The sequence below is a fragment of the Paraburkholderia sp. BR10954 genome, assembly GCF_040965775.1.
In the GTDB taxonomy this organism is placed as follows: domain Bacteria; phylum Pseudomonadota; class Gammaproteobacteria; order Burkholderiales; family Burkholderiaceae; genus Paraburkholderia; species Paraburkholderia youngii.
The window spans coordinates 184,264-200,395 of the sequence record NZ_JBFRCK010000003.1; the positions used below are offsets into that span (position 1 = coordinate 184,264).

Consider the following 16,132-nt stretch of genomic DNA (forward strand, 5'->3'; position numbering starts at 1 on the left):
CGCCGCGCATGCCGCGGGCAAAGGTGAGTGTTTTCGGGACTTGCGGCGGCGAATATGATTCGCGGCCAAAGGTGAGGATCGCGAAGCGCACGCGCGCACCTGCCGCGGCGCACGCACCACAACCGCGATGTGCGGGAAAACCGCGGTAAAGCGTCGCAACGCTACGAAGAGGCTCCGGCTCGACGCCTGGAAACGCCCGCCGGCAAAGGCCGGCGCGGGTTTGCGGCGAGCTGTGCGGAGCGGCGCGACACGATGGTGATTCGCACCCGCGGCGGTGCGTCGCGCGACAAAGCCTGGCTCACCGAAGCATCCCGCGAGCTTCGAACGCATCGGTGGATCTCGCTGGACACGTTCAGGCGTCACGCAAAGGTGAGCGTTTTCGGGACCTTCGCAACGGTGCGGAACGAGTCAAACGACGCATCACTTCAGAGAACACGGACGCATCGGCATCCACGGCGAACTTCAACCTTCGATCAGAAACCGCTCGCGATTTTTCCCGACGAGCCAGGCCGGCGAGCGTCCACGGCCGCTCCAGGTTTCGCCGGTCTTCGGATTGCGGTACTTGGCGACTGCCGTCGCCGACGACTTGCGGCGCGGCTTCGGCGCGGCGCTCGTGAAGCCGAGTTCTTCGGCGGTCAGATCGTATTCGGCAATCTTCTGCTTGATATCGGCGATAGCTTGCGCGACTTCCTTGTCGCGCGCGGCTGCGACTTCCTTGTGAAGTTTTTCGAGTTGCGCAGTCAACTGTTTGTAAGAGGCCATGCCGGTGCTCCCCCTCGGTTGGACGCACTGCGATGAATCGCGATGAATGGTTAGCGGACACTATCAGACGAATAAATCACAGGATAGTGAATCACGCGGCCGAGCGCAGGCGCGAAGGCCGCGCTCAATCGTCGATCGCATCGTAGACGCGGCGTTCGAAGTCGATGGCCATCGGGAACGGGTCGATCGAGCGGCGCTGGATCAGCATCAGGCCGATCATGTTCTCGACCGGATCGGCGAACCAGCTCGTGCCGTACGCGCCGGGCCAACCGAACGAGCCGAGCGAGCGATAGCCGAGCGGCAATTGCTGCGCCGGATCGTCGACGATCGATAGTCCAAGGCCGAAGCCCTGCCCCGCCCAGATCACGTGACCGAACGCAGGCAGGCGGCGCTGGTCGCGGCTCAGGAAATTGCTGCGCATCAGGTCGATCGAGCGATGCGACAGCAGCCGCGTGCCGCCGACGCGGCCGCGCCCGAGCAGCAGTTGCGCGAATTGCAGATAGTCCTCAGCGGTCGAGACCAGCCCGCCGCCGCCGCTCTGAAAGCGCCGCGGATTGGCCCAGCGGCTCGCCGCCGCATGATCCTCGACCACGCGACGCCGCGTTTCCGGATCGATGTTGTACGCGGTGGCGAGGCGAGCAAGCTGCGCGTCGGGCACCCAGAACGCGGTGTCGCGCATGCCGAGCGGCTCGAAAATGCGCGTGCGGAAAAACTCGCCGAGCGGCATGCCGCTCACGCGTTCGATCAGCACGCCGAGCACGTCGGTCGCCACGCCGTAGTGCCAGCGCGAGCCGGGCTGGAACATCAGCGGCAGTGCGGCGATGCGCGCGAGCCACGCGCTGTTGCCGCCGCTCGCCTCGAAGCCGTTGAAAGCCGCTGAGTAGGCTTCGGAGAGCGGGCCCGTCGCCGTGAAGTGATACGCGAAGCCCGCGCGATGCGTGAGCAGGTCGAGCACCGTAATCGGCGCGCGAATCGGATCGGTCTGGTCGAGCGGGCCGCTCGGATCACGCAGCACGCGCGGCGCCGCAAGCTCGGGCAGCCACCGCGAAACGGGCGCATCGAGCGCGAGGCGGTCTTCCTCGATCAGCATCATGATCGCGGCACTCGTCACCGGCTTCGTCATCGAAGCGATGCGAAACAGCGTGTCGCGCTCCATCGGCAATTGCGCGGCTTCGTCGCGTAGGCCTATCGGTTCGAAGTAGCCGAGTTCGCCGCGCCGCCATACGAGCGCCACCACCCCCGCGACTTCGCCGCGCTCCACGTAACCCTGCATCGTGGTGGTCACCCTCGCGAGCCGGGTCGCGGCAAGCCCTCCTATCTGCATGTTCGTCCTGTGTCGGTAAAAGAAAGCGTGCGCGCCCATGTCACTTTGGCGATCCACCGAAAGATATAACCGGTCCGCTGAAAGCGCATACGACGGCTTTCCTGATTGCCGATTCCGATTGGCGGACTTAGTGACGACACTCAGGCTTTCTGCCGTTTTTCCAATGCGCAAAGCGCGGCATCGAGGCGTTTGACACGGGTTGCCTGCGCCGGCACGATAACCGCGCCGGAAACGTGCTGGAGGCGGTTTCGCCAATAAGACAACGGAATACGGTCTTCTGCGGAAATATGGGAAATTATCTGTTCGAGATGCTCGATATCTTTTTCGAGTTGCTGATGATTCATTGCTTTCCCCGGATTCTATTGAATTAGTGTTGAAGCAAAAAAATCGAAAGCATAAGTCGCGTTGGCCCACGCGATCCGAATTAATTCCCGCCAGTAACGGGAAAACCTTCCTCTTCGTTTTCTGCGCCGAAAAAAATCGGCAGTTTCTTCTCGTCGGGGTTAAATTCCCGACTGTATAAAAAGAATACTGCTGTCAAATTTCACGTTCCGTTGCCTGCCGCACTGAACTTCGTTGGACACCCCGAAGGTAAAGATAAATCGTTGTCGGGGCGCAAAGGATAATCGGTGTACGGCGACTCAACGTTGTAAAAAAGCCGCGGGCGGCGTACTTAACCCAATTCGCATGCCAGTCGCGGATCGGACCCACATTAGGCACATGAATTTATGACAGCCATGTGGTAACCGCAAGCGTATCGGGACTTGGCAGGGAATCACCCGGAACAAGCGAAAAAACCAATGCCGCCTGCGAATGGAACTGCCGCGCGCGCCGGCGTTGCACCGGCGCGGCAAAAGGTGCTTACTTCGCGGTCGCGCGGCACGCGTAGATCAGGCTCAGCGTGCCGCCCTGGCTCGACCGCCGCACGACGTCGAACGCGCCATTGCAACTGGCGGCCGCCTGTTGCGAGCACGAGTCGGAACCGACCGGGCATTGCACGAGCGTGGTTAAGCGGCCGTCCGGCAGGAACAGCGGCGCGCTGCTGCTACACCCGCCAAGCGCGACGATCGCGCCGACGGCCAGCATGATGCTCGAGCGGCGCGGGAAGAAGGAAAGGCGTTTCATGGAGACCCCGGTCACGTCTTGTTTTTCGATCTCGCGATTGTGCCACGCTGCCCTCGTGCTGCGTCAGTTCGCGCCGCGCGGCCGGGCGGGCGCGGAGCGTCAAACGTCGATGCCGTGCGCGGCGATCTTCTTGTACAGCGTCGCGCGGCCCATGCCGATCTGTTTCGCAGTGTCGATCACGCGGCCGCCGTTCGCGCGCAATGCGTCGCACAGAAAGCGCTTTTCGAAGGCGGCCATCGCATCGCTCCACGAAGTGGGTTCCGCGGTGGCAGCAACGTCCACGCTGGCCGCCGCGACAGACGGGGTCCGCGTCGACGCCGTCGCGCCACCCTGCCCCGAGCCGACGAACGGCGCAAGCACGCGCGCATCGATGCGTTCGCTGTCGGACAGCATCACGGCGCGCTCCAACGTGTTGCGCAGCTCGCGCACGTTGCCGGGCCAGTCGTACGCGCACAGCAGACGCAATGCGTCGTCGTGTAATTCGAAGTGGCTGCCGCCGCCCGCCTGCGCGGCCAGATCCTCGAGCATCGCGTACGCGAGCGCCTCGATGTCGGATGGACGCTCACGCAGCGCGGGCGCGAGGATCGTCAGCACGTTGAGCCGGTAGTACAGATCCGCGCGAAAACGTCCGGCCGCGACGAGCGCGGGTAGATCGGCCGAGGTCGCCGCGATGATCCGCACATCCGCACGCACGACGCGGTTCGAGCCGAGCGGCTCGAACTCCTTGTCCTGCAGCACGCGCAGCAGCTTGCCCTGCAACGGCAGCGGCATGTCGCCGATTTCATCGAGAAACAGCGTGCCGCCGTTGGCGAGCTCGAACTTGCCGACCCGCCCCTTGCGATCCGCACCGGTGTACGCGCCGGGCGCGGCGCCGAAGAATTCGACTTCGAGCAGCGTGTCGGGAATCGCCGCGACGTTGACGCTGACGAGCGGCTTATGCGCGCGCGCCGAGCCGCCGTGAATCGCGTGCGCCAGCAGTTCCTTGCCGGTGCCGGTTTCGCCGAGCAGCAGCACCGGCGCTTCGAGTTGCGCCGCGCGCCGCGCCTGACGTTTCACTTCGAGCGACGCCGCGCTCGTGCCGACGAAGCTGCCGAATGTATAGCGCGCGCGGCGCGCCTGCGCGAGCGACTGGCGCGTCGCGATCAGCTCCTGCTGCAGCCGCGAGTACTGCGAAAACAGCGGCGACAGCGCTTTCAGCTCGTCGAACAGCGCGAAGCCGACCGCGCCGATCGTCGCGCCGGCATCGTCCTTCAGCGGCAGACGCGTGACGACGAGCGGCTCGCGATCGGTCTCCATGATGTCGAGCAGGATCGGCTTGCCGGTGTTGACGACTTCGCGCATCAGACTGTTCGGGATCACCGCTTCGCAATCGCGGCCGATCGCCTGTTGCGGGTCCGAAAAGCCGAAGCGCGCCGCATACCGTTTATTGATCCAGACAACGCGCGCTTGCCCGTCTACGATGAAGGTGCCTTCACTGAAGTTTTCGAACGTGCGAAACAGCGATTCCATCGCCCGACGCAGCACGTCGTCATAGGTGGCGGGCAGGCCCGTCCAGTCGGTCATCATGCTGTCGTTGTCTCCGCTTGTCGTTTTGTTTGCAATCAATCTCAATTTCTAGACAAATTTATCTCCAAACAGAGACAGGCGACAGCCCTTATGCCTCGTGACTTACCCTGGTTTGAGGTGGTCTTGGCCGGATTGAGGTCCCGTTTCGGAGACACCCCGGGTACAATCCGCCAACGATGCCTCGGGCAGCCGCTGCACGCCCGCGCCAGGCGCCGCAGCGCTTCAGCGGACAAACGCCGGGCATGGCATGGAATCTGCGTGTCGACCGCGCCGCGCCGTCGCTTGATCAGGACGGCAAAAAGGTAGAACAACCAGGCTATGGAGACTCAATGACCTTTCTCATCGTTATCGCCGCGCTGGCGTTTCTGATGTTGGCCGCGTATCGCGGCTACAGCGTAATCCTGTTCGCGCCGATCGCGGCGCTCGCCGCCGTCCTGCTCACCGAGCCTGCCGCCGTCGCGCCGGTCTTCACGAGTATTTTCATGGACAAGATGGTCGGCTTCGTGAAGCTGTACTTCCCCGTGTTCCTACTCGGCGCCGTGTTCGGCAAGGTGATCGAGCTGTCGGGCTTCTCCGAGTCGATCGTCGCGGCCGCGATCCGCTATATCGGTCGCTCGCGCGCGAACGCGGTGATCGTCGCCGTGTGCGCGTTGCTCACCTATGGCGGCGTGTCGCTGTTCGTCGTCGTGTTCGCGGTCTATCCGTTCGCGGCCGAGCTGTATCGCCAGAGCAACATTCCGAAACGGCTGATGCCCGGCGCGATCGCGCTCGGCGCATTCTCGTTCACGATGGACTCGCTGCCCGGCACGCCGCAGATCCAGAACATCATCCCGACGACGTTCTTCAAGACCACCTCGTGGGCCGCGCCGACGCTCGGCGTGCTCGGCTCGCTGTTCATCATCGTGGTCGGTCTGACGTATCTGGAATGGCGCCGCCGCGGCGCGATGGCGACCGGCGAGGGTTACGGCACCGAACTCGTCAACGAGCCGGAGCGCGTCGAATCGAAAGAACTGCCGCATCCGCTGCTGGCGATCGCGCCGCTCATCGTGGTCGGCGTCGCGAACTTCTTGCTGACGCGCTGGATTCCGACCTGGTACGGCCCATCCTTCACGGTCACGCCGGAGATCCTGCCGGGCCTGCATGCACCGGTCGAAACGAACGTCAAGGCTCTGGTGGGGATTTGGGCCGTGCTGGGCGCGCTGCTGCTCGGCATCATCATGGTCATCCTGACGGCGTTCGGCCGCGTCAGCCACCGCTTTGCGGTCGGCACCAAGGCAGCGGTGGGGGGAGCGCTGCTGGCGTCGCTCAATACCGCGTCGGAATATGGCTTCGGCGGTGTGATCGCGGCGCTGCCGGGCTTTCTCGTCGTCAGCAATGCGCTGAAAAGCATTCCGAATCCGCTCGTCAATGCCGCGGTGTCGGTCAGCACACTGGCGGGTATCACGGGTTCGGCATCGGGCGGTATGAGCATTGCGCTCGCCGCGATGTCCGATACGTTCATCAAGGGCGCGCAGGCCGCGAACATTCCGCTCGAAGTACTGCATCGGGTGGTCGCGATGGCGAGCGGCGGCATGGATACGCTGCCGCACAACGGCGCGGTGATTACGCTGCTCGCGGTGACGGGTCTCACACACCGGCAGTCGTATCGCGACATCTTCGCGGTCACGGTGATCAAGACGCTCGCGGTGTTCTTCGTGATCCTGGTGTATTACACGACCGGCCTCGTGTGAACGTCGAACCGGAAAGCAGCACTTTGATCTGATAGATCCGCATTAGTCCCACCTCGACAGACCGCCGACGAAGCACGAGGATGGAGCCGTCAGCGCCCAATGTTGCAAGGGCAGGCTGACCCGAGTAACAACGGCGTTTAACGGCCCGTCCTATCCGGACGGGCTATTTTTTTCAGTGCGCGATGCGTGCGCGAAAGGTGAGGAAATCCGGGAGCGACGCCAACCCCAGCGAGAGTGCCGCCGGACGCCGCCTAGCCCGCGCCCGCGTCACCCGGATGACAAAACCCGAACGCAAGCCGCGCCGCCGAGGGGCATGAAAAATGCTGCCGTCGCAACGAGGAGTCGCGTTAAACTGGTTGCTCGCTCCGCAACCGCGAATGCACTAGACCCGGGCGAGATCGAGACAGAGGCAGACGCAACACGGCACGACGACGCGGCAGACGGCACGCCATCCGCCCCGTACAATGGCTCCATCACCAACGCAACAAGGACAACTTCGATGCGCATTACCGGGTCCTCCGGGTCAATGGCCCTGCTCACCGAATACGACGACGCAACGGCGCGCGAACTTCGCTCGCTGCGCCTCGAATCGACTGAAGACGGCAAAGGCATCCTGCTGATCGAGGTCGATGAGCGCAAGCCGGGCATACATCGTGAAGTGCGCTACGAAATCACGCCCGCGGAGCTGATCGCCGCGATCCGCGCGCATGGCGCCGAGTTGCCGGGCGAGCAGCACAACCATCGTCAGTGAAGCAGGCGCGCGGCGTATTACCGTCGCGTGACTCGTCAGCCTCCCCGCGCCGGTGGCGTCGCGCTTCGACGCGGCAGCGCGGCAGCGCGGCAGCGCGGCAGCGCGGAATTGTTTGCATTGGGCGCGCCCGCGTGCGTCGCCGTGCTTCCGCTTGTGGCGCTCGAACCGCCAATCACCGCTTTCCTACGGGTTTTTGCAATCGCTTTCACGCGTCTCGTCGAGCCTGCTTAACCGGCCTTCTACCACTTGTCATACGCGGTTGCCACGCTTGTGTAGCGGGCATGTGGCCTTATATGCAGACCTGACTGCAGCCACAAGACGGGCCGATTTCCAGGTCGGTTGCACGTCTTGAAAATACGTCCATAATCCTTGCATTCCCCTTTGCGTTCCTTACCGCGCTGCGCCCGCAAGGGCCGCGGATATTAAACCGATGCTACATGACCTCGTCGCGCAATATGGACCGGCGCTCGTCTTCGCGAACGTGCTAGCCGCCGCGCTCGGGCTGCCGGTGCCAGCCATGCCGTCGCTCGTGCTGTTCGGCGCGATGGCCGCGATGCACCCCGGCTCGGTCGGCACGCAGTTGCTGCCGGTCCTCGTGCTGTCGATCTTCGCGACGCTGATCGGTGACAGCGCGTGGTACGTCGCGGGCCGCATCTACGGCGGCAATACGCTGAAGACGATCTGCCGGCTGTCGCTGTCGCGTGACACCTGTGTGAAAAAGACCGAGCGCTTCTTCGGCCGCTGGGGCGTGCGCGTGCTCGCGGTCGCGAAGTTCGTGCCGGGACTGTCGATCGTATCGATCCCGATGGCCGGCGCGATGGGCACGCGCTACCGCACCTTCCTCACCTACGACGGCGTCGGCGCCGCGCTGTGGTCCGGCACCGGGCTGATCATCGGCGCGCTGTTCGCGCGGCAGATCGACATGCTGTTCGCGATCGCCGGGCGGCTCGGGCGCACGGCGGCGCTGGTCGTCGTCGCGTTGCTGGTGCTGTACGCGGCGTACCGGTGGATCCGCCGCCGCCAGTTGATCGCGAAGCTCGCGTCCGCGCGCATCGAGGTCGACGAACTCGCGAAGCTGTACAAGGCTAATCAGGCACCGGTCGTGTTCGACATCCGTTCGCAGGAGAAGCGCAAGCTCGATCCGTTCGTGATTCCAGGCGCGCAATTCGCCGACGAACGGCAACTCGGCGGCATCGTCGCCAGCTATCCACGCGATCAGAAGCTCGTGATCTACTGCTCCTGCCCGAACGAGATTTCCGCGGCATGGATGGCCAAGCAACTCACCGAAGCCGGTTTTTCCGACGTGCTGCCGCTGCGCGGCGGCATGGAAGCCTGGCGCGACTCGGGCAAGCCGGTCGACTCGCTGCCCGAAATGCCGCCGCCGGAAGTCACCGTCGACGATATCGCGCCCAAAGCCGTCTAGTAGAAATCAGCGGCGGCATCGTCCGCCTGACGCGCGCGGCACGGCTCGTTCCGGCGTGTGAGCGCGCATTGCGTTGCCTTGCGTTCAATCGTGCTATGAACATCGAAGGAGCGGTTCAATGCTTTCGACTCAGGACGTTTCGACTCAAGAAGTGGAAGGACAGCAGGGAGTCGTCGCCGACGCGCCGTTTTCTTCGCTGTCGACGCGTTTGCATCAGATGTTTCCGGAGCTCACTTGCGCCGAGATCGACCGGCTGCGCCGCTTCGGCGAGATCGGTCGCTGGAAGTCCGGCGAGTTGCTGTTCGAGACCGGCCACACCGGCCCCGGCATGTTCGTGCTGCTCAAAGGGAGCGTGAAGGTCTATCAGCGTGACGGTATCGGCCGCGAGCACGTGATCAGCGAGCGCGGCGCCGGGCATTTCCTGGCCGAGGTCGGGCAACTGTCGGGCAAGCCCTCGCTGGTGAACGGCCTCGCGACCAGCGCCGTCGAAGCGCTGCTGATTCCCCCCGACCGGCTGCGCGCGCTGATCGTCGCCGAAGCGGAACTCGGCGAGCGCATCATGCGCGCGCTGATTCTGCGGCGCGTGTCGCTGATCGAAAAGGGCGCGGGCGGGCCGATCCTCGTCGGCAACAGCAATGACCCGCGGCTCGTGATGCTGCAAGGCTTCCTGTCGCGCAACGGCCATCCGCATTCGGTGATCGACGAACGCGACGAAGACGCGCTGCGGCTGATCGAGCAGTTCGCCGCGCAGCGCGAGGACCTGCCGCTCGTGATCTGCCCGGACGGCACGGTGCTGCGTCATCCGAGCATGCCGGAGCTTGCCACTCGCTTAGGTCTGCTGCCCGATCTCGACGACACGTACGTATACGACGTCGCAATCGTCGGCGCGGGACCGGCCGGACTCGCCGCCGCGGTGTACGCGGCCTCCGAAGGGCTGTCGGTGATCGTGCTCGACAGCCGCGCACCGGGCGGCCAGGCGGGCGCGAGCTCGCGCATCGAAAACTACCTCGGCTTTCCGACCGGCATCTCGGGCCAGGCGCTTGCCGGCCGCGCGTTCGTGCAGGCGCAGAAGTTCGGCGCGCACGTTGCAATTCCGGTCAGCGTGCAGGCGCTGCATTGCGGGCAGTCGCCTTATCGGCTCGAAACGAAATGCGGCGGTCACATCAGCGCGCGGGCGATCGTGATCGCGAGCGGCGCCGTGTACCGGCGCCCTGCGCTCGACGGGCTCGAGCGCTTCGACGGACGCGGCGTCTACTACTGGGCGTCGCCGGTCGAGGCGAAGCTGTGCAAGCGCCAGGAGGTCGTGCTGGTGGGCGGCGGCAATTCGGCCGGCCAGGCGATCGTCTATCTGGCGACACACGCGGCCAAGGTTCACGTGCTGATCCGCCGCAGCGGTTTCGAGGCAACGATGTCGCGTTATCTGATCGACCGCATCCGCTCGCTGCCGAACGTGTACGTGCATCCGAATTCGGAAGTGGGCCGGCTCGAGGGCGATGAGGACGGCCTCGTGTCGGTCGCGCTGAAGCGGCCGCTGCCCGACGGCGTCGATCACTTCGACACGCGGCATCTGTTTCTCTTCACCGGCGCGGACCCGAACACCGAATGGCTGCGCACCTGCGGCGTGCAGCTCGACGCGAAAGGCTTCGTGCTGACCGGCATCAGCGCGGACGGCTCGGCCACCGCGTGCGATCTCGGGACTACGGTCGAAGGGGTCTATGCGATCGGCGATGCGCGCGCCGGGTCGACGAAACGCGTGGCCGCGGCGGTCGGCGAAGGCGCAGCCGTAGTCGCGCAGATTCACCAGTTGCTGGCGCAGATGAGCGGGGAAGAGGTGGCGCTCGGTGCGTGAGTCTCGGTGCGGTCTTTAGCGCATCGTCTCTACCGCATCCGTCTTCAGTGCAACGCGGCCCACGCGAGCGACACCGAAAACACGCCGAGCACGATCGACGCGCCGCGCTGCATCCTCGCCGGTTCGAGCCAGCCCAGTCGGCCTCTGCCGAGCGCTGCGCCGAACGCGATCCACGCGAGTGCGATCGGCGCGGCGAGGCACGCGAACATCGCCATCGTGAGCAGATAAGCGGGCAAATGCATGAACGCGGCGCCCGGAAAGATCGTGCCGCCGAACAGCAGCCCTTTCGGATTGAGCAAAGTCGCGACGAACAGCGCGCGCACGCTGCCAGCGCGTTGCGTCGAGCCGGGCAGTGCCACCGCCGCGCGCCACATATCGAGCGCAAGCCACGCGATATACACGCTCGCGGCCACGCGCAGCAGCGACGGCAGCCACGGCCACGCTTGCGCCGCGTGCGCGAAGAAGCGTCCCCACGCGGAGATCGACACCAGATAGCCCGCCAGTTCGGCGGCGATCAGCGGCAGCGCGCGGCGCAAACCGGCGCGCAAACCGGCTGCCGCCAGTAGCGTGTTGGTGGGGCCGGGCGTCACCAGTACCACGATGATGCCGGTGGCCAGCAACGTGATCTCGGTCGCAGAGAGCATAAAAAAAGCGCACGGTGAGTTACACAGTGCGCCTTTGTAGCACAGACAGCTCGATGGCTGCGCCGAAGCGGACCCGCCGGTCCAGCGGTCCGCTCAGCGCTCCAGCTTCGCGCGCAGCTCGCGCGCGGCCTCCAGCAGTCCTTCATACCCCGAACGCACGTGCTCCGGCAGATCGGGATCACCGACCAGCGCGCCGAGCGTTTCGATCAGACTGTACACAATGCCTTTCGCTGCGCCCGACGCAATGCCACCTGACGACATCTGCTGATCGACGTGACTGAGCGCCGCGTCGAGCTGCTCGATCTCCGGACGATCGTCGGAGGGCGGCTTGGGAGGAACGTCTTGCGTCATGATCGAACACCACTCCTTTAAGAGCATCGGTAAAGTTGTTATATACCGATCGTGCGCCGCCGTCTATTCGTGTTCGGCGCGACGGCGATCCACGTCAAGGCGTCCAGCGATACATCAGCAGCTTCGCGCGCGCGTCGTCTTCGACCAGCACCACGTACTCGCCGTTATCGCGCTGCACCGCGCTGATGCCGAGATACACGTCGACCCAGCCGCTCGTGCCGCCGACGCTCGCGCCCGGCGTCATGTAACCGACCGCCGTGCCGTTGCGCGCGTCGTAGACGTCGATGCGATCGGTGTACAGCTCGGCGACGAAGATATAGTTGCCCGCCACCGCGACGCCGACCGTGGTGGTCTGCGGATCGCTTTGCGTGTTCCACGGCAGCGAGACCGTGTAAGTCAGGGTCGGCGTGCCGCTGCTCCAGTTGTCGTAGCGCGCAAGCATCGGTCCCGCTTCCTTCCAGTGCGTCGGATCCCACGGAGTCGCGCTCGTGAAACCGGACAGATACATCGTGTCGGTCGCTGCGACATAGACGAGCCGCGCGAGCCGTGTGAACGGCGCGGGCATCGCGAACAGCTTCGCACTCGCGTACGTGTAGATCGGATTGCCGGCGGCGTCGAGACCTTGCAGCGGCATCTCGCGCACGCCGCTCAATGGCGTGGCGAGCCACACGTTGCCGGGATCGTCGACCCACCAGAAGCCGTTGCCGACCGTGCTGCCGGTCGACGGATTGCCGCTGATCTCGCTCGCGTCGACGGTGCCATTGCCATTGCTATCGCGCCACAACCATTCGCCGTAAGTTGGTTGCGCGGCGGGCCAACTGCCCGGCAGCGGATTCTGCGCGAGCATCCCCGACGGAATCGCGATCTCACCATGCGCGGCATCGAAGCGATAGACGTTCAGGTAGTGCGCGCCCGGATCGAGCGTATAGAGAAAACGCTGGCCTTTGAATCTGCGCACCATCGGTTCGCCGCGCACGCCGCGCGGCTGGTGAAACGCGGGGTCGTCGGGGTAATCGAAGCGATCGAGCGTGAACGCCGCATATGACCATTCGTGGCCGACCGGCTGCCGGTAATCGAGCGTGAAGCGCTTCGAGCCCGTGTAGATCGAAGCGGGTGTGGCCGGATCGAACGCGCCGCTATCGACGAAGGTCAGGCCGTAGAGCCGCCAGTTGAGCACGCGCGTGCCGTACACGTAACTCTCCAGCACCGCGCCTTGCCCGACCGATGCCGAGCCCAGCGCGCGCGGTCCTTCGCCGTTTTGCGCGACGTACAGATTGCCGGCCGCATCGACGCCGATGCCGGTGATGCCGTTGAAACGCGTGTCACCGGGCACGCCGCGCACCGGATGGAAGATGCCATTGCGCGTGCCGATCGACGTGCCGCCCTGCATCTGGTCGCCCGCGCCTTTGTTGAACACGAGAATCTGCTGCGAAACGCTGTTGTCGGCGACCAGCAGCTGGCCGGATGGCGTGACCGTGAGGTCGGTCGGCACGGTTCCGGCGGGCAGCGCCAAGGGACCGGCGAGCGCGGTGCCGTCGGCGCGGTAGTGCAGGATGCTCAGGCTGCCCGTGCCGAAGCCGCTGATGATCCACAGCGTCGAGTCGGTGTCGATCGCGATGCGCGCGGGCGATGCGACGCTCCACGAACGCAGCGGCTGCATGGATTGCGCGTCGTACACGACGATCCGGTTGCCGTAGGTGTCGGCCACATAGAGCTCGCTGTCGGTCGCGGCGAGGCCGCGAATGCCCGCGTCGATGCCGGTCTTCACCGTTTGTATCGCGACGAAACTGTTCTTCGTCGCGTTCGCGCTATTGCCGATGCCGCCGGAAAACGGCGCGCCGGCCGCGAGATTCGCGAGCGTGCGTCGCGTGATGCCGTACCAGGTCTGATTCGCCGGCGGATAGTCGGCGCCGACCAGCGCATTGCTTTCGTTGCCGATCGACATCGCCGCGTACAGGTACGCGTGATTCACCGCCACCGCGTCGCCGCCGGCCGCGCCCCAGCCGTGCGTCGAACCGGCGACCGCGAGCTTGTCGCCCGCACGATAGGCGGCGATTTCGCTGCCGCTCTCGTCCCACGGCGCATTCGTATAAACGGTGCCATTGGCATCGACGCTAATGGCCTGAATATCCTGCTGCATCCATTTGCCGTCGCCAAATCCGAAACTATTACCGATCCATGAAGTCGTGTAATTCAATTGGGATTGGGCGGAGACATGCGGGGAAATCAGGCTATGGATTAGAACCACGGCCAGGCCAAGACGGGGCAAAAGCTTCACGGCGGTCGATCCTTGCTAGGCGCGAAGCACGCACGGTAAGGCAGACCGGCGTGCTTCGCCTGTACCAGAGTTGGCGTTTTATCCTCTCACATAAAACTAGCAAACGTATTGATAAAAAAATGATAATTGAACGCCGCCACATCCAGTTCCATTCCATTTGCATCGATTTACGTTTCCAACCAAATCTTTACTTCACGAATCCGGTAAAAACCGGTTCCCGTAAAAGCTCACCGGCCGGAGATTCAGGCGCTTTTTCTGCTCCTGTAAAGCCTCACCTTGAGCGCGATGCACATCAGGATCGCGCCGCCCGGCGACGCACGAAAATCCGTCGCGTCAGATCGAACGCGACCAGATTGCCGGCCAGCACGAGCAGCAGACCGACCACCGCGAGCACTGACCAACGGTAACCCTCGAACAGCGTGGACGCCGCGAGCGCGACGATGGGAAACAGCACTGTGCAGTAGGCGGCGCGTTCCGGGCCCATGCGGCCGACCAGCATCAGGTACGCCGTAAAGCCGATCACCGAGCCGAACACCGCGAGATACGCGAGCGCGCCAAGATAGCGCGCCGACGGTTCAACCGCGAACGAATAGCCGGCGAACAGACTACCGAGCGTCAGGACAGCCGCGCCGATCAGCATCGCCCAGCTATTCGTCGCGAACGGATGCAGGCCCATCGACTGCATGCGGCTCGACAGAAGGTTGCCGGCCGAGAAGCACAGCGTGCCGAGAAACGCGACGCCGAGTCCGAGCCACGCGGTGTGATCGCCGAGATGCCCGGCCATCTGCTGCATGAACAGACAGACGATGCCGACGAGCCCGAGCAATGCGCCCGCAATCGCGCTCGGCTGCAGCGGCCTGCCCATGAACAGCCGTCCGTTGATCGAGTTCAGCAGCGGCGCGGTCGAAAACACCACCGCGACGAGCCCGCTCGGCACGATCTGTTCGGCGTAGTAGAAGCACAGGAAATTCAGGCAGAACAGCGCGAGGCCCTGCGCGGCGAGGTAGCGCCAGGCGCCGGGCGGCGGCCAGATCGGCCGGCGCATGATGCGCAGCAGCGCGAACAGCAGCAGCGCCGCGATCCAGAAACGCCATGCAATCGATACCGGCGGCGGCACCGCGCCGAGTTGCCATTTGATCGCGATCCACGTGGTGCCCCAGATCAGCACGGTGACGGCATAAAGCAAGAGATTCATGGCCGGGCCTCGGACTGCAATGACAGGCTGCCATAACGCGCAGCATTGACGATAGTTCGACTATGCAACCGCGCCGCCGCCCGCAATTGTCCAAACTTGCGCACTTTTTCGTGGCAATGAGCGGCCAGACCGGCCGCGCCGTATACTGGCCGCTCAACCCTACGCATCACCGGAAAACCTCCGCTCGCCGCCGTGACCGCCAGCCCGTCCGCCCCCGTGATAGCCGCCGCCAGCATGCCTTTTGGCCTGCAGTCGGTCTGTCACACGCTCGCCAGTGCGAATGCGCATCTGGACCGCTTCGCGTGGCTCGGCGACGGACTCGCGATCGCGCTATGGACCCGCGACACGAAGGAAGCCGAGACCATCTACGAGCGGCCCGGCCACCACACGCTGTCGTGCTATCTGGACGGCGGCTATCGCACCGAGCGCCAGAAAATGCCGGGCCACTACGGCGCGCCGTCGCGGCTGTGCGCACTGCCCGGCGATCACGAATCGCGCTGGTGGGTGCGCGGCCATATGCACTTCATGCACCTGTACTTCCTGCCCGAGCACTTCACGCGACGCGCGGTACAGGAGCTCGACCGCGAGCCGCGCGAAATGACGCTCGCCGATCGGACCTATTTCGAAGACCCGCGCATTGCGAGTCTGTGCCAGGCGCTCGTCGACGAGGAGTGGGAAAATCCCGACGGCCTGCTGCGCACCAACGAGACCGCGCACGAAGTGCTGAGCCTGCTGTTGCGCGGACAAGGCGTGCGGCGCGCGAACGTGGCGCTGAAGGGCGGGCTGTCGGCCGCGACGCGGCGCCGCCTGCGCGACTATATCGACAGTCGTCTCGCGCAGCCGTTGACGCTCGGTGAGTTGTCGGGTGTCGCGGCGCTGTCGGAGTTTCATCTCGCGCGGATGTTTCGCGAGTCGTTCGGGTTGCCGCCGGCCGCCTGGATCGCGCGGCAACGGCTCGATCGCGCGCGCACGCTGCTGCGCACGACGACGTTGCCGCTTGCGCAGATCGCCGAGCAATGCGGCTATGCGAACGCGAGTCACTTTAGCCACCGGTTTCGCGAGGCTGTCGGGGTGACGCCGAGCGGGTTCCGGCAGGCTATCGGCGTTTGAGTCTCACGTTTGAGTCTCGCGTTC

General features: G+C 64.7%; 14 protein-coding genes. 5 read left to right on the forward strand and 9 right to left on the reverse strand.

Annotation, left to right across the window (positions count from 1 at the left end; genetic code table 11):
• Positions 1-462: 462 nt before the first annotated feature.
• The 5 genes from AB4Y34_RS05825 to AB4Y34_RS05845 form a co-directional block, all read right to left on the reverse strand.
• On the reverse strand, positions 463-762 hold the full coding sequence (locus tag AB4Y34_RS05825) for an H-NS family nucleoid-associated regulatory protein (protein WP_176120804.1): 300 nt from the start codon (positions 760-762) through the stop codon (positions 463-465).
• 124 nt (positions 763-886) lie between these two features.
• Positions 887-2,086 (reverse strand): serine hydrolase, encoded by a 1,200-nt coding sequence (locus AB4Y34_RS05830; protein ID WP_176378837.1) that lies wholly within the window; start codon positions 2,084-2,086, stop codon positions 887-889.
• 140 nt (positions 2,087-2,226) lie between these two features.
• On the reverse strand, positions 2,227-2,430 hold the full coding sequence (locus tag AB4Y34_RS05835) for a hypothetical protein (RefSeq protein ID WP_018438439.1): 204 nt from the start codon (positions 2,428-2,430) through the stop codon (positions 2,227-2,229).
• Between the two features lie 517 nt (positions 2,431-2,947).
• A complete protein-coding gene (locus AB4Y34_RS05840; RefSeq protein ID WP_368715497.1) occupies positions 2,948-3,211 on the reverse strand; it encodes a hypothetical protein in 264 nt (87 codons plus the stop codon).
• A 99-nt stretch (positions 3,212-3,310) separates the two neighbouring features.
• Positions 3,311-4,777, reverse strand: coding sequence for a sigma-54 interaction domain-containing protein (locus tag AB4Y34_RS05845; protein WP_368715498.1), 1,467 nt, complete (start codon positions 4,775-4,777; stop codon positions 3,311-3,313).
• A gap of 329 nt (positions 4,778-5,106) precedes the next feature.
• Between AB4Y34_RS05845 and AB4Y34_RS05850 the strand changes: the two genes are divergently transcribed.
• From AB4Y34_RS05850 to AB4Y34_RS05865, 4 genes are all read left to right on the forward strand, one after another.
• Complete coding sequence (locus AB4Y34_RS05850; RefSeq protein ID WP_368715499.1) at positions 5,107-6,507, forward strand: GntP family permease; 1,401 nt, start codon at positions 5,107-5,109, stop codon at positions 6,505-6,507.
• 499 nt (positions 6,508-7,006) lie between these two features.
• On the forward strand, positions 7,007-7,258 hold the full coding sequence (locus AB4Y34_RS05855; RefSeq protein WP_008921056.1) for a hypothetical protein: 252 nt from the start codon (positions 7,007-7,009) through the stop codon (positions 7,256-7,258).
• A 430-nt stretch (positions 7,259-7,688) separates the two neighbouring features.
• Positions 7,689-8,681: a DedA family protein/thiosulfate sulfurtransferase GlpE gene (locus AB4Y34_RS05860; RefSeq protein ID WP_368715500.1), complete on the forward strand. Its 993-nt coding sequence runs from the start codon at positions 7,689-7,691 to the stop codon at positions 8,679-8,681.
• 118 nt (positions 8,682-8,799) lie between these two features.
• Complete coding sequence (locus tag AB4Y34_RS05865; protein ID WP_368715501.1) at positions 8,800-10,530, forward strand: FAD-dependent oxidoreductase; 1,731 nt, start codon at positions 8,800-8,802, stop codon at positions 10,528-10,530.
• A 44-nt stretch (positions 10,531-10,574) separates the two neighbouring features.
• Here AB4Y34_RS05865 and AB4Y34_RS05870 read toward each other — a convergent pair whose 3' ends face one another.
• The 4 genes from AB4Y34_RS05870 to AB4Y34_RS05885 form a co-directional block, all read right to left on the reverse strand.
• On the reverse strand, positions 10,575-11,174 hold the full coding sequence (locus tag AB4Y34_RS05870; protein WP_368715502.1) for a LysE family translocator: 600 nt from the start codon (positions 11,172-11,174) through the stop codon (positions 10,575-10,577).
• Between the two features lie 93 nt (positions 11,175-11,267).
• Positions 11,268-11,525: a hypothetical protein gene (locus AB4Y34_RS05875; RefSeq protein ID WP_368715503.1), complete on the reverse strand. Its 258-nt coding sequence runs from the start codon at positions 11,523-11,525 to the stop codon at positions 11,268-11,270.
• Positions 11,526-11,619: 94 nt separating this feature from the next.
• The gene (locus tag AB4Y34_RS05880; RefSeq protein ID WP_368715504.1) at positions 11,620-13,803 is read right to left on the reverse strand and encodes a hypothetical protein; all 2,184 of its coding nucleotides are present in this window, start codon (positions 13,801-13,803) and stop codon (positions 11,620-11,622) included.
• 292 nt (positions 13,804-14,095) lie between these two features.
• Positions 14,096-14,998 (reverse strand): DMT family transporter, encoded by a 903-nt coding sequence (locus tag AB4Y34_RS05885; RefSeq protein ID WP_176378831.1) that lies wholly within the window; start codon positions 14,996-14,998, stop codon positions 14,096-14,098.
• A 234-nt stretch (positions 14,999-15,232) separates the two neighbouring features.
• Here AB4Y34_RS05885 and AB4Y34_RS05890 point away from each other — a divergent pair, with 234 nt between their 5' ends.
• Positions 15,233-16,108 (forward strand): helix-turn-helix domain-containing protein, encoded by an 876-nt coding sequence (locus AB4Y34_RS05890; protein ID WP_368595595.1) that lies wholly within the window; start codon positions 15,233-15,235, stop codon positions 16,106-16,108.
• Positions 16,109-16,132: the final 24 nt, after the last annotated feature.